This window comes from Comamonas sp. AG1104 (genome assembly GCF_003350425.1).
Classification (GTDB): domain Bacteria; phylum Pseudomonadota; class Gammaproteobacteria; order Burkholderiales; family Burkholderiaceae_C; genus Comamonas; species Comamonas testosteroni.
The window spans coordinates 173904-187266 of the sequence record NZ_QQAS01000007.1 but is presented as its reverse complement, the minus strand read 5'-3'; the positions used below and the strand labels follow the sequence as shown (position 1 = coordinate 187266).

At 62.0% G+C, this 13363-nt stretch carries 13 protein-coding genes; 2 read left to right on the top strand and 11 right to left on the bottom strand.

The window, feature by feature from the left end:
• Positions 1 to 23 precede the first annotated feature (23 nt).
• A complete protein-coding gene (locus DFO48_RS20085) occupies positions 24 to 494 on the top strand; it encodes a YhbY family RNA-binding protein (protein ID WP_003067342.1) in 471 nt (156 codons plus the stop codon).
• 62 nt (positions 495 to 556) lie between these two features.
• Positions 557 to 1315, top strand: coding sequence for a glycosyltransferase (locus tag DFO48_RS20080; RefSeq protein WP_199407034.1), 759 nt, complete (start codon positions 557 to 559; stop codon positions 1313 to 1315).
• Between the two features lie 84 nt (positions 1316 to 1399).
• On the opposite strand, the gene DFO48_RS20075 is transcribed toward DFO48_RS20080, so the two are convergent.
• The 11 genes from DFO48_RS20075 to lpxD all read right to left on the bottom strand — a co-directional run bounded on the left by DFO48_RS20075 (position 1400) and on the right by lpxD (position 13353).
• Complete coding sequence (locus tag DFO48_RS20075) at positions 1400 to 2284, bottom strand: Kdo hydroxylase family protein (protein ID WP_114864558.1); 885 nt, start codon at positions 2282 to 2284, stop codon at positions 1400 to 1402.
• A gap of 46 nt (positions 2285 to 2330) precedes the next feature.
• Positions 2331 to 2750: a DUF4149 domain-containing protein gene (locus DFO48_RS20070; protein ID WP_114864557.1), complete on the bottom strand. Its 420-nt coding sequence runs from the start codon at positions 2748 to 2750 to the stop codon at positions 2331 to 2333.
• Between the two features lie 121 nt (positions 2751 to 2871).
• A complete protein-coding gene (gene greA / locus DFO48_RS20065; protein ID WP_003053437.1) occupies positions 2872 to 3348 on the bottom strand; it encodes a transcription elongation factor GreA in 477 nt (158 codons plus the stop codon).
• Between the two features lie 220 nt (positions 3349 to 3568).
• Complete coding sequence (carB, locus tag DFO48_RS20060) at positions 3569 to 6820, bottom strand: carbamoyl-phosphate synthase large subunit (protein ID WP_114864556.1); 3252 nt, start codon at positions 6818 to 6820, stop codon at positions 3569 to 3571.
• Complete coding sequence (gene carA, locus DFO48_RS20055) at positions 6813 to 7985, bottom strand: glutamine-hydrolyzing carbamoyl-phosphate synthase small subunit (protein WP_114864555.1); 1173 nt, start codon at positions 7983 to 7985, stop codon at positions 6813 to 6815. The genes carB and carA overlap by 8 nt, the downstream gene beginning before the upstream one ends.
• Positions 7986 to 8157: 172 nt before the next feature.
• The gene (locus DFO48_RS20050) at positions 8158 to 8949 is read right to left on the bottom strand and encodes an RNA methyltransferase (protein WP_114864554.1); all 792 of its coding nucleotides are present in this window, start codon (positions 8947 to 8949) and stop codon (positions 8158 to 8160) included.
• A 217-nt stretch (positions 8950 to 9166) separates the two neighbouring features.
• On the bottom strand, positions 9167 to 9898 hold the full coding sequence (gene rnhB / locus DFO48_RS20045) for a ribonuclease HII (protein WP_034349901.1): 732 nt from the start codon (positions 9896 to 9898) through the stop codon (positions 9167 to 9169).
• Complete coding sequence (gene lpxB / locus DFO48_RS20040; RefSeq protein ID WP_114864553.1) at positions 9861 to 11057, bottom strand: lipid-A-disaccharide synthase; 1197 nt, start codon at positions 11055 to 11057, stop codon at positions 9861 to 9863. Before lpxB ends, rnhB begins: the two co-directional genes overlap by 38 nt.
• Before the next feature lie 50 nt (positions 11058 to 11107).
• Positions 11108 to 11896: an acyl-ACP--UDP-N-acetylglucosamine O-acyltransferase gene (lpxA, locus tag DFO48_RS20035; RefSeq protein WP_172590556.1), complete on the bottom strand. Its 789-nt coding sequence runs from the start codon at positions 11894 to 11896 to the stop codon at positions 11108 to 11110.
• Positions 11897 to 11911: 15 nt separating this feature from the next.
• Positions 11912 to 12352, bottom strand: coding sequence for a 3-hydroxyacyl-ACP dehydratase FabZ (fabZ, locus tag DFO48_RS20030; RefSeq protein WP_003053425.1), 441 nt, complete (start codon positions 12350 to 12352; stop codon positions 11912 to 11914).
• Positions 12352 to 13353 carry a UDP-3-O-(3-hydroxymyristoyl)glucosamine N-acyltransferase gene (gene lpxD, locus DFO48_RS20025; protein ID WP_034349908.1) on the bottom strand — a complete coding sequence of 334 codons (1002 nt, stop codon included), beginning with the start codon at positions 13351 to 13353 and terminating at the stop codon, positions 12352 to 12354. Before lpxD ends, fabZ begins: the two co-directional genes overlap by 1 nt.
• Between the last annotated feature and the right edge of the window lie 10 nt (positions 13354 to 13363).

Sequence of the window (13363 nt, the reverse complement as noted above, 5' to 3'; positions counted from 1 at the left end):
CTCGCAGCCTTGATAATACGGGTATGCCCCAAATTGAATTAACTCCCGCGCAGCGCCGGGAACACCGCGCCGAAGCCCACCATCTGGACCCCGTCGTCCTCATCGGTGGCGATGGTCTGACCACTGCCGTTCAAAAGGAAGTGGACGCCGCACTCAATGCCCATGGTCTGATCAAGGTCCGCGTTTTCGGCGACGACCGTGCAGCCCGCGAGCAGATCTATCAACAACTTTGCGACGAGCTGAACGCCGCCCCCATCCAGCACATCGGCAAGCTGCTGGTGCTGTGGCGCCCGATTCCCGAAAAGGAAAAGGCCTTTGACGAAGACCGCATGCCCGGTCCTCGCGACGTCAAGGTGCTCAAGTTCGGCCGCGCCGGCCAGAAGCCCGAAGTCAAGCAGCTGCGCGTGCTCGGCAACCAGCGCCTGACCGCCGGCGGCACCATCAAGCGCGCCAAGCCCAAGCAGAAGTCGGTCAAGAAAGGCCGCCAGGACTGATCTACGGATCCGCCCTGTCTGCCCGCCCACCCGCCTTTTTTCTTCGCCTAGACCACCAAGCCATGGCTCAGACCACACAGCAGCAACGCCACATTCTTTGCATGAAATGGGGCACCAAATACGGCCCAGAGTACGTCAACCGACTCTACGCCATGGTGCGCCGCCATCTCAGCGGAGATTTTCGCTTTGTCTGCCTGACCGACAGCACAGAGGGGATTCGCTCCGAAGTGGAGTGCTTTCCCATTCCCGACCTGAACATTCATCTGGCTCCCGGCCAGCGTGACGGCGCCTGGAAGAAGCTCACCACCTTCGAGCGCGACCTGCACGGACTCAAGGGTCAGGCGCTGTTCCTGGACCTGGATGTGGTGATTGTGGGCAGCCTCGACGAGTTCTTCACGCTGCCCGGCGAGTTCCGCATCATTCACGACTATCCGCGTTTCTGGCGCTTTGGCGAACGCATTGTCGGCAACTCCTCGGTCTACCGCTTCGAGCTGGGTGCCCATGCCGATGTGCTGGAGCATTTCCGTGCGCACACCGAAGAGATGCGTGCCAAGTACCGCAACGAGCAGGAGTACCTGTCGCACTTTCTGCACAAGCAGGGCAAGCTGGACTACTGGCCTGCCGCCTGGTGCCCCAGCTTCAAGTACTACTGCATTCCGACCTGGCCCAGCAACTACTGGAAGGAGCCGCTGCCGCCGGCCGATGCGCGCATCGTGATCTTCCACGGCGAAGTGAACCCGCCCGATGCCCTGGAAGGGCGCCGCAACAAGCGCTTTCGCCATATCGAGCCCGCCAGGTGGATCGAGAAGGCCTGGGGCTGAGAGACGGCTGCAGTTGCAGCCTCAAAAACAAAAGGCGTTGACCGCGAGGTTCAACGCCTTTTTTGTGCTCGCCTGACCGATGGATCAGCGATATTTGGCATCGACCAGCGGATGCCCCTTCATGCGCGAGAGAATGGACAGCGGGCTGGCCGCGGGGTTGTATTCACTGCCTGACGGCAGAAACAAGGTCTGCTCCAGCATGTACTGCCCCGACATGACGGCATGCACTGCCTGATCGGAGAAGCACACCCAGGTGGAGCCTGCCGCGAAAGGCACGGTTTCCTGGGGTGCATTTTTCTGATAGTCAGGATCGCCCTTCATGCCGTCATGCAGCTGCAGCATCAGATGGTCGTATTCGCTGCGATAGGACTTGGTCACATGCAGCAGCTCCAGCGCCTTGGCCTGCCAGGCGCTGTAGGGCTTGGCACGCGGCACGAAACGCTTGGCCACATCGGTGAACGGCTCGCCCACCCGCCAGACCCGGGGCTGGCCATCCGGGTTGACATTGGTGAAGACGCGCAGAATGCGCTCGCCATAGTTGGGCCGCGAAGGAAAGGCATCCACATGCATACGCTTGTCGTCCGCACGCCAGGACTGCGCCCGCGTTTCCACCTGCGAGGGGCGGTAGCTGGTGGGTGCCATGCGTACCACCGGCATGTAGGCAGGAAACAGGCCCGCGATCAGCGCCGTGGCCTGCTCGCGAAAGCGTCCGACCATGCCCGCCACCTGGGCCTGCGTGGACTCGTCGCCTGCAACGCCCTTGATCGAGCCATCCACATTGAGGCTGATATTGCGCGTCTTGGGATCGCGCACATCGGGGCGCAGCAGCGTTTTTTCCTGCTCGGAGAGCTCAAAGCTCAGCTGGGGAAAGTACAGCACCTTGCCGGCTTCGACGGCAGCAGTCCATTCATCGCGCCCCTGGACATTGCTCCAGTCGGTCGCGTCGATTTTTACGATTTGAGATTCCATGGCTTCGGCAGTGTACTCCCGGCAGCTGGGGCGGGCTTGCACTGGATCAAGCCCGCTTGCGAGCACCCGCCACACGCCACAGCACGACGGCGGCGCACAGCCACTGCAGCGCATACATGCCGGTGCCCACGCTGTGCCAGAGTCTGAGGTTCTCGCGCGCCACAATCTTGGGCGACACGCCATACTGAACCAGCAGGGCCAGCAACATGCCGGTGATCACAAAACCGATAGCTGCCTGCGCCCATTGCTCAAGCTTTTCAGCATGTTTTCGCTTTGAAAACACCAGCAGCAGAGCGCAACATGCTATGGAAATCCAAGTCTGCGCCGCAAACAGCTTGGCTGCCATAAAGCCCGCCAGAGCCGGTGTGGGCAGATGGGCAAACAGCATGGGTACGGCCACAAAGCCGATGGCCGACAAACTGCCCCACCAAAGAGCAGCGCAAAAGAAAGGCAGGCGTTCAAACATAGTGACCAGTCTGTAAACCGGCACAGCCCAAGCAAAGGACATCAAGCAAGGGCCGCCCCGCAGCGAGGATGTCGTCCCCTCCCGAAGAGAGAGGGGAAGGCGCGCAGCGCCTCAGGGGTGATTAGATGTACTTTACGCCTACGATCTCGTAGCGACGCTCGCCGCCCGGTGCCTGCACCACGGCGGTATCGCCCTCTTCCTTGCCGATCAAGGCGCGGGCAATCGGGCTGGACACGTTGATCAGGCCGTGCTTGAGATCAGCCTCGTCCTCGCCCACGATCTGGTAGGTCACGGCCGAGCCGCTGTCTTCATCTTCCAGGTCCACGGTCGCACCGAACACCACACGGCCGCCAGCATCCAGCTCGGTAGGATCGATCACCTGCGCGGCAGACAGCTTGCCTTCGACCTCGATGATGCGACCCTCGATGAAGCCCTGCTGCTCCTTCGCGGATTCGTATTCGGCGTTTTCGCTCAGGTCACCCTGGGCACGGGCCTCTGCAATGGCTTGAATGACCGCAGGACGATCCACCGTCTTCAGGCGTTGCAGTTCCACCTTGAGCTTTTCTGCTCCGCGCTTGGTGATTGGGATGGTGGCCATGATCGAGTCTCCAAATTCAGCAAACGCCGCGCCCAGCGCGGCACCTCTCGCACAGGCCTGAGTGACAACGTCAAACAGGGGCCTGTGCCCCAAAAGCAAACCGCCGCACGTTGCCGCGCGGCGGTTCAAATACATTACCGCAGATTATGCCGTGTTTGCCGCGGCACAAGTGCGGTAAAAACCCGGCAGCCCTTGCGGGCTGCTTCGGGCGTCAGCCTTTTCAGGCCTTGGTCAGCATGGCGTGCAGCTCTTGCACCGAGTGCACGTCCAGGCTGCCGCGCATGGCCTTCATGCCTTCCACGGCCGCTTCCGCGCCGAAGATGGTGGTGAAGGTGGTCACGCGTGCCAGCAGCGCACTGGTACGAATCTGGCGCGAGTCGGCGATGGCGTTGCGACGCTCTTCCACGGTGTTGATGACCAGGGCGATTTCGCCGTTCTTGATCATGTCCACGATGTGAGGACGGCCTTCAGTCACCTTGTTGACCGCTTGCACTTCCAGGCCAGCTTCAGCAATCGCTGCAGCCGTGCCGCGTGTGGCGCACAGGTTGTAGCCCATGGCAACCAGCTCCTTGGCCACGGCCACGGCACGGGTCTTGTCGTTGTTCTTCACCGACAGGAAGACCTTGCCTTCGGCGGGCAGGTGCACGCCGGCGCCCATCTGGCTCTTCACAAAGGCTTCGCCAAAGGTCTTGCCCACGCCCATGACTTCACCGGTGGACTTCATCTCGGGGCCGAGAATGGTATCCACACCGGGGAATTTCACGAACGGGAACACGGCTTCCTTGACGCTGAAGTAAGGCGGCGTGACTTCCTTGGTGACGCCCTGCTCGGCCAGAGTCTGGCCGGCCATGCAGCGCGCAGCCACCTTGGCCAGTTGCACGCCAGTGGCCTTGGAGACGAAAGGCACGGTGCGCGAGGCACGGGGGTTCACTTCCAGCACGTAGATCACGTCCTGGCAGTCTGCTTCCTTGATGGCGAACTGCACGTTCATCAGGCCCACCACATGCAGGCCTTCGGCCATGGCTGCGGTCTGGCGCTTGATTTCAGCGACGGTTTCGGCCTTCAGGTAGTAAGGAGGCAGCGAGCAGGCGGAGTCACCGGAGTGCACGCCGGCTTGCTCGATGTGCTCCATCACGCCGCCGATGTACACGGCGCCGGTCTTGTCGCGCACGCAGTCCACATCGCACTCGATGGCGTTGGACAGGAAGTGATCCAGCAGCACGGGAGAGTCGTTGGAGACCTTCACGGCTTCGCGCATGTAGCGCTCGAGGTCGCGCTGCTCGTGCACGATTTCCATGGCACGGCCGCCCAGCACATAGGAAGGACGCACCACCAGGGGGTAACCCAGGCCGGCAGCCTTTTCCAGGGCTTCGGCTTCGGTACGCGCAGTGGCATTGGGAGGCTGGCGCAGACCCAGTTCGTTGAGCAGCTTCTGGAAGCGCTCGCGGTCCTCGGCGGCATCGATCATGTCGGGCGTGGTGCCGATGATCTTCACGCCTTCGCGCTCCAGACCCAGGGCCAGCTTCAGAGGCGTCTGGCCGCCGTACTGCACGATCACGCCTTCGGGCTGCTCCACGTCCACGATTTCCAGCACGTCTTCCAGCGTCAGGGGCTCGAAGTACAGGCGATCGGAAGTGTCGTAGTCGGTGGACACGGTCTCGGGGTTGCAGTTGACCATGATGGTTTCGTAACCATCTTCGCGCATGGCCATGGCGGCGTGCACGCAGCAATAGTCAAACTCGATACCCTGGCCGATACGGTTCGGGCCACCGCCCAGCACCATGATCTTCTTCTTGTCCGTGGGAGCGGCTTCGCACTCTTCGTCATACGTGGAGTACATGTATGCGGTATTGGAAGCGAACTCGGCAGCGCAGGTATCCACGCGCTTGAACACGGGACGCACCTTCAGCGCCTTGCGCGCTTCGCGCACGGCCTTGTCGCTGGTGTGCAGCAGCTTGGCCAGGCGGCGGTCCGAGAAGCCCTTTTGCTTGAGGCTGCGCAGGGTCTGCGCATCCAGAGCCGCCAGAGCGCCTTCACCCTTGGCTTCGTAGAGCTTGTCCAGCTCGAGTTCGATCTTGACGATCTCTTCGATCTGCACCAGGAACCACTTGTCGATCTTGGTGATGTTGTGCACCTCGTCCAGCGACCAGCCGGCAGCGAAAGCGTCACCCACATACCAGATGCGATCGGGACCGGGCTCGCCCAGTTCCTTTTCCAGGATTTCGCGATCTTGGGTCTTTTCGTTCATGCCGTCCACGCCCACTTCCAGGCCGCGCAAGGCCTTCTGGAAGGACTCCTGGAAGGTACGGCCGATGGCCATCACTTCGCCCACGGACTTCATCTGCGTGGTCAGGCGGTTGTCGGCGGCGGGGAACTTCTCGAAAGCGAAACGCGGGATCTTGGTGACCACGTAGTCGATCGAGGGCTCGAACGAAGCGGGGGTCTTGCCACCGGTGATTTCGTTCTTGAGCTCGTCCAGCGTGAAACCCACGGCCAGCTTGGCCGCGATCTTGGCAATGGGGAAGCCCGTGGCCTTGGAAGCCAGTGCCGAGGAACGCGAGACGCGGGGGTTCATCTCGATGACGATCATGCGACCGTCCTTGGGATTCACCGAGAACTGCACGTTGGAGCCGCCAGTGTCCACACCGATTTCGCGCAGAACGGCCAGAGATGCGTTACGCATGATCTGGTATTCCTTGTCGGTCAGTGTCTGGGCCGGTGCCACGGTGATGGAGTCACCGGTGTGCACGCCCATGGGGTCCAGGTTTTCGATGGAGCAGACGATGATGCAGTTGTCGGCGGTGTCGCGCACCACTTCCATCTCGTACTCTTTCCAGCCCAGCAAGGATTCTTCGATCAGCAGCTCGTTGGTGGGCGAAGCCTCCAGACCGCGCTTGCAGATGGTTTCGAATTCCTCGGGGTTGTAGGCAATGCCGCCGCCGGTGCCGCCCAGCGTGAAGCTGGGGCGGATGACGGTGGGAAAGCCCATCTGCTTTTGCACTGCCCAGGCTTCGTCCATGGAGTGGGCGATGCCGGAGCGCGCGGAGCCCAGACCGATCTTGGTCATGGCGTCCTTGAACTTCAGACGGTCTTCGGCCTTGTCGATGGCTTCGGGCTTGGCGCCGATCAGCTCGACCTTGTACTTGTCCAGCACGCCGTTCTTCCACAGGTCCAGTGCGCAGTTCAGCGCAGTCTGACCACCCATGGTGGGCAGGATCGCATCGGGACGCTCCTTGGCGATGATCTTCTCGACCGTCTGCCAGGTGATGGGTTCGATGTAGGTGACGTCGGCAGTGGCTGGGTCGGTCATGATCGTGGCAGGGTTGCTGTTGATCAGGATGACCTTGTAACCCTCTTCGCGCAGGGCCTTGCAGGCCTGCACGCCGGAGTAGTCAAACTCGCAGGCCTGACCGATCACGATGGGACCGGCGCCAATGATCAGAATGCTTTTAAGGTCGTTGCGCTTAGGCATTGTTGTGTTTCTCCATCAGCGCTGTGAAGCGGTCAAACAGATAGCCGATATCGTTGGGGCCGGGCGATGCTTCGGGGTGACCCTGGAAGCAGAAGGCAGGCACATCGGTGCGCTCCAGGCCTTGCAACGTGCCGTCGAACAGGCTGATGTGCGTGGCGCGGGCATTGGCGGGCAGCGACTCCAGCTCCACCGCAAAACCGTGGTTCTGGCTGGTGATGCTGACGCGGCCGGTGTCCAGGTCCTTGACGGGGTGGTTGGCACCGTGATGGCTGTTCTGCATCTTGAAGGTCTTGGCGCCGGAGGCCAGAGCCATGATCTGATGGCCCAGGCAGATACCGAACACCGGCATCCTGGCGGCCATGATCTCCTGCACGGCGGCAATCGCGTAGTCGCAAGGCTCGGGGTCGCCAGGGCCGTTGGACAGGAACACGCCGTCCGGATTCAGGGCCAGCACATCCTTGGCTGGTGTCTGGGCGGGCACGACGGTCACGTCGCAGCCGCGCTCGGCCAGCATGCGCAGAATGTTCTTCTTCACGCCGAAGTCATAGGCCACGACCTTGAACCTGGGCGATTCGAGCTTGCCGTAGCCTTCGCCCAGCGTCCACTCGGCCTCGGTCCATGGGTAGGACTTGTCGGTGGACACGACCTTGGCCAGATCCAGCCCCTTCATGCTGGGGGCTGCCTTGGCGGCGGCGATGGCCTCGTCGATCCTGGCCTGGGTGACTTCTTCACCAGCGGCCAGACCCACGATTGCGCCGTTCTGCGCGCCTTGATCACGCAGCAGTCGCGTGAGCTTGCGGGTGTCGATGTTGGCGATGGCGACGGTCTTACCTTCGATCAGGTACTCGGACAGCGTCTGGGTGCTTCGGAAGTTGCTGGCCAGCAAAGGCAGGTTCTTGATGATGAGACCTGCGGCATGGATCTTGTCAGCTTCGACGTCTTCAGGATTGACACCATAGTTGCCGATGTGCGGATACGTGAGCGTCACGATCTGCTGGCAATAGCTGGGGTCTGTGAGGATTTCCTGGTAGCCGGTCAGCGAAGTGTTGAAAACGACTTCGCCAACAGTGGTGCCTTGCGCACCAATCGAGTTGCCAATAAAGACCGTGCCGTCTGCGAGCGCCAGAATGGCGGATGGGAAATTTCCCTTGAGAGACAAAAGCACTGGGTTCTCCGGTTTTTTAATTACGGTTACGCCCAACGAAGCCCCGGCGTGTGCGCTGGGACATTTGTGTCTGCAGGGAATGGCGAGGAAGCGTCGCTAGGCGTATGAAGGAATGCTTGAAAGCCGCCCATTATAGGCTCTGTCCGCTTCACCCCTTTGAAGCGCCCCGGGATTACCCTCTACGGCGTAGCATGCTTACGCTGCTCGCGTGCAGACAGATCGCTGCAGCAGCAGCCACATTGAGTGACTCCTCACCTCCGGGCTGTGCAATGCTGATGCGGCGCTGCGCCATCTCCATCAGCGCATCACCCACGCCCTGCCCCTCATGGCCCATGGCCCAGGCACAGGGCCAGGGCAGGTCCGCCTCATGAATCAATGTCCCCTGGTGGGAGCTGGTCACTACCAGGGGCACTTGCAGGGCTTGCACATCCTCGACCGATGCCGCCTCGACCAGATGCAGGCCGAAGTGAGCACCCATTCCGGCGCGCAGCACCTTCTGACTCCACAGCGCGGCCGTACCCTTGAGTGCCACGATCTGGGTGAAGCCGAAGGCCGACGCGCTGCGCAGGATGCTGCCCACATTGCCGGCATCCTGGACGCGGTCCAGCACCACGGTCGCAACGCCCGGCTGCACCTGCACACCCGCATCCCAGTCCATCACATAGCCCATGCGGGCGGGAGACTCCAGGGCGCTGATCTCGTCGAACAAGACATCTGCCAGCACCACTACCTTGCCGGCTGCCTGCACCCACTCTTCGGGCGCCTGAGGCCAGAAAGACTGAGCAAAAACGGCAACCTTTGGTTTCAGGCCCCGCACCAGGGCTGCACGGCAAAGATGATCGCCTTCAAGCCAGACTTGGCCATGCTTGCGGTAGGCCGTGCTGTCCTGGGACAGACGGCGCAGCTCCTTGACGAAAGCGTTGTCGCGCGAATGAATGTCCGTGACCTGGGGGCGTGCAGCCATGTCGACCTCTGAGAAAAAAACAAAAACCCGGCATGCAAGCGCCTGGCCGAGCCTGAAACGAAAACACGACTTACGCAAAACGGGTTCAGGCCGGGCGACTGCCTCAGAAGGCAGGCCGTTGTGACACTCTTGTTTGCGTAAGCCCCAAAGAAGATAGAACGCCCGAGGCGGCCCTGCGCCGCACTCGGGAATGCAGACAATGTCGATCAGGCGCGCATCAGACGTAGAGCAAAGCCTGCGACATCTGCAGGCTGGACGTCACGCCCGACAGCCCGGTCTCGCACAGCACGGGCTGCGCCGTGCCGCCCGCACACACCTGGCCGGCTTGCAGCACCTGGGCCACGGGCGCAAAGGAGCGCCTGTGCTCTGCCGTCGCGCCATGGGCGCGCAAGGCCTGCAGATGCGCGGCCGTGCCATAGCCCTTGTGGCCCGCAAAGCCGTACTGCGGGTACTGGGCATCCAGCCGCTCGCACCAGCGGTCGCGCGTGACCTTGGCCAAGATGGACGCTGCAGAAATGGCCTGCACCAGCGAGTCCCCCTTGACGATGGCCTCGGCCTGCACATCGATCTGCGGCAGCTGGTTGCCGTCCACCAGCACCAGCACGGGCTTGAGACGCAAGCCCATCACCGCGCGGCGCATGGCCAGCAGCGTTGCCTTGAGGATGTTGATCTCGTCGATCTCCTGCACCGAGGCCTGTGCTATGCAAAAGCACAGCGCCTTGGCACGGATTTCGTCGTAGAGCACCTCGCGACGGTTGGCCGTGAGCTTCTTGGAGTCGTTAAGCCCGGCAATAGGCTTCAGATCGTCCAGAATGACGGCAGCAGCCACCACCGGGCCGGCCAGCGGGCCACGCCCTGCCTCATCCACCCCGGCAACCAGCCCGGGCGGATGCCAGGGCAGGCAGCCTTGCTCAAGCAGCGGGGGTGGCAATGATTTTTTGGATCGCATGGGCAGCCAGTTCGGCGGTATCGCGGCGCAATTCGTGATGTAGCGCGGTGAAGCGCTCAACCAGCGCTTCAATGGTGGCAGGAGAATCCTGGCTGGCTCTGAGCCAGCCCAGTGCGGCCTGGGCCAGCGCCTCGGGTGTTGCCGCATCCTGCAGCAGCTCGGGCACGACAAAATCTCCGCACAGAATATTGGGCAGCCCCACCCAGGGCTGCAGCTGTTTGCGCTTCATGAGGCGCCAGCTCCAGGGGTGCATGCTGTAGCTGATGACCATGGGGCGCTTGTAGAGCGCGGCCTCCAGCGTGGCGGTGCCGCTGGCAATCAGCGTGCAGTCGCAGGCAGCCAGCACATCGTGGGACTGGCCCTTGACGATGAGGCAGTGGTCCTGCATGCCGGCCTCGGCCGCAATGCGCTGCACCTCCTCATACAGGGAAGGCACGGCCGGCACCACGATTTGGGTCTGCGGCAATGCCTTGCGGACCAGCGCGGCCGCCTTGAAAAAGCCTGAGGCAATGTAGCGCACCTCGGAGCGGCGGCTGCCGGGCAGCAAGGCCAGCACCAGCCCCTCTTCGGCCAGACCCAGGCGCGCACGCGCGGCCACCCTGTCGGGATGCAAGGGAATCACCTGCGCCAGCGGATGGCCGACGTAAGTGGCTTCGATGCCGTGCTGGGCCAGCAGTTCCGGCTCGAACGGGAAGATGCACAGCACATGGTCGGCCGCGCGACGGATTTTCTCCACGCGATCGGCACGCCAGGCCCAGATCGAAGGGCAGACAAAGTGCACGGTCTTGATGCCGGCTTCGCGCAAGCCGGTTTCCAGCCCCAGATTGAAGTCCGGCGCATCCACGCCCACGAAGACCGAGGGCGGATGTGCAATCAGACGCTGACGCAGCTTTTTGCGAATGCCGAGCAACTCGGCCACGCGCGCCAGCACTTCCCAGCTGTAGCCATGCACAGCCAGGCGCTCTGACTGCCACCAGGCGTCAAAGCCGCGCTCCTGCATTCTGTCGCCGCCTATGCCCATGGAGCTCGCATCCGGCCAGCGCTGACGCAGTCCGTCCAGCAACAGCGAAGCCAGCAGATCGCCGGAGGCCTCGCCGGCCACCATGGCAATGCTGGGCGCTATTGAATCTGCAGCTACTTGCGTTTGCTTATTGGGCATTTCAGAGCCATTCACGTCTCAAACTCAGATAGGGACAGCGCGAGCTGCTATCAACGTGTAATGCCGTTGCTTGCCGATGCCAGAAAGGACTGCATGAAGTCCACATCCTGCACCGCTTCAGGCGTTGCCGACTTGATCGCATCCATGGCCGCAATGGCATGCTCCAGCGTCAGACCCTGGCGGTACAGCAGCTTGTGCATCTCGCGCACCGCGGCAATGCGTGCATCCGAGAAGCCACGGCGTTTGAGACCGATCAGATTCACACTGCGCGCGGCCAGCGGATTGCCGTCCACCGTCATGAAGGGCGGCACATCCTTGTTCACATGGGCCTGAAAGCCCACCATGGCGTGCGCGCCGATGCGCATGCGCTGCAGCACACCAGTCAGGCCCCCAATCGTCACCCAGTCGCCGACATGCACATGGCCTGCCAGCGTGGTGTTGTTGGCCAGCGTGGTCTGGTTGCCAATGATGCAGTCATGCGCGATATGCACATAGGCCATGATCCAGTTGTCATTGCCGATGGTCGTCTCGCCGCGATCCTGCGTGGTCCCCGTGTTGAAGGTACAGAACTCGCGCACCGTGTTGCGGTCGCCCATCACCAGGCGCGTGGGCTCGCCCGCGTACTTCTTGTCCTGGGGCTGCGCACCCAGCGACGCGAACTGGAAGATGTGGTTGCCTTCACCAATGGTGGTGTCGCCTTCGATCACGCAATGCGCGCCCACCTTGCTGCCGGCGCCAATGCGCACCCTGGGGCCGATGACCGCATACGGCCCCACCGACACCGAGGTGTCAAGCTGGGCCGCAGGGTCCACCACGGCGGTGGGATGAATCAAGCTCACAGCCGCCATCAACGCTTATCCCACGTGACGCATGGTGCACATCAGCTGGGCTTCAGCGGCCACTTCGCCATCCACGCTGGCGACGGCGTTGAACTTCCAGATGCCGCCGCGCACGCGGTCGATGGTGATCTCCAGAGCCAGCTGGTCTCCCGGCACCACGGGGCGCTTGAAGCGAGCCGAGTCGATGCCCACGAAGTAGTAGATATTGTTTTCGTCGGGCACCTGGCCCATCGCATCGAAGGCCAGCAAGCCGGCAGCCTGGGCCAGAGCTTCAAGAATCAGCACGCCGGGCATGACCGGACGACCGGGGAAATGCCCGGTGAAGAACGGCTCGTTGAAGGTGACGTTCTTGATCGCCTTGATGCGCGTGTTGCGCTCAAGCTCCAGCACCCGGTCCACCAGAAGAAAGGGATAGCGGTGAGGCAGTTGCTTGAGAATTTCTTGAATATCCATCATCAATTTCCGTTGTTGCTTTGCCGGCCCTCTGCCAGCGCTTGTTCAAGCTTTTTGACCCGCTCCCGGAGCGTGTACAACTGCCTGAAGGTTGCAGCGTTCTTTTCCCATTGCTCGTTCTCTTGCAACGGAAAGATGCCTGTATAAAAACCTGCCTTGGGCAAGGAACGAGTGACCATGGAGGTCGGCGAAATCACCGTACCGTCCGCAATCGTCAAATGCCCCAGAATATTGGCGGCTCCACCAATCTGGCAGCGCTTGCCGATGCGCGCACTGCCGGCAATACCGGTATTGCCGGCAATCACCGTATGCGCACCAATGTGCACATTGTGGGCAATCTGCACCAGATTATCGATCTTGACGCCGTCTTCAATGACGGTGTCATCGAGTGCCCCACGATCCACGCAGGTGTTGGCGCCGATTTCCACATCGTTGCCGATGCGCACGGCCCCCAGCTGCTCGATCTTTTCCCATTGACCCGCCGAAGGCGCGAAGCCGAAGCCGTCGGCACCGATGACCACACCGGGATGCACAATGCAACGCTCGCCCAGCACACAGCCCTGGCCGATGGTGACACGGGATTTCAGCACCGTATCGGCACCGATGACCGCGCCGGCCTCCACCACGCACTGCGGCCCCACATAGGCGCTTTCATGCACCTGTGCCGTGGCATCCACCACCGCACTCGCATGGATGCCGCGCGGCCTGCCGCCCTGCTGGTGCGCCTTCCACCACTGGGTGGCACGCGCGAAATAGGCATAAGGATCGGCCGTGACAATGCAGGCGCCACGCTGCGCCGCTTCATCACGCATCGTCGGCGCCACAATGACACAGGCCGCCTGTGAGGCGGCCAGTTGCTGGCGATAGCGGGGATTGCTTAAAAAGCTCAGATCACCGTGACCCGCAGAGTCCAGTGGAGCGATGCGCGAGATAGGCATCTCGCGCTCGCCACCGACCAGTTCTCCACCGAGCGCATCGAGAATCTGTCCCAATAGAACGCTCACAAAAGTATCC

Coding starts and splice junctions, on each gene's coding strand:
- DFO48_RS20085 (WP_003067342.1), top strand. CDS start 24: ATGCCCCAAATTGAATTAACTCCCGCGCAGCGCCGGGAACACCGCGCC.
- DFO48_RS20080 (WP_199407034.1), top strand. CDS start 557: ATGGCTCAGACCACACAGCAGCAACGCCACATTCTTTGCATGAAATGG.
- DFO48_RS20075 (WP_114864558.1), bottom strand. CDS start 2,284: ATGGAATCTCAAATCGTAAAAATCGACGCGACCGACTGGAGCAATGTC.
- DFO48_RS20070 (WP_114864557.1), bottom strand. CDS start 2,750: ATGTTTGAACGCCTGCCTTTCTTTTGCGCTGCTCTTTGGTGGGGCAGT.
- greA (WP_003053437.1), bottom strand. CDS start 3,348: ATGGCCACCATCCCAATCACCAAGCGCGGAGCAGAAAAGCTCAAGGTG.
- carB (WP_114864556.1), bottom strand. CDS start 6,820: ATGCCTAAGCGCAACGACCTTAAAAGCATTCTGATCATTGGCGCCGGT.
- DFO48_RS20050 (WP_114864554.1), bottom strand. CDS start 8,949: ATGGCTGCACGCCCCCAGGTCACGGACATTCATTCGCGCGACAACGCT.
- rnhB (WP_034349901.1), bottom strand. CDS start 9,898: ATGCGATCCAAAAAATCATTGCCACCCCCGCTGCTTGAGCAAGGCTGC.
- lpxB (WP_114864553.1), bottom strand. CDS start 11,057: ATGCCCAATAAGCAAACGCAAGTAGCTGCAGATTCAATAGCGCCCAGC.
- fabZ (WP_003053425.1), bottom strand. CDS start 12,352: ATGATGGATATTCAAGAAATTCTCAAGCAACTGCCTCACCGCTATCCC.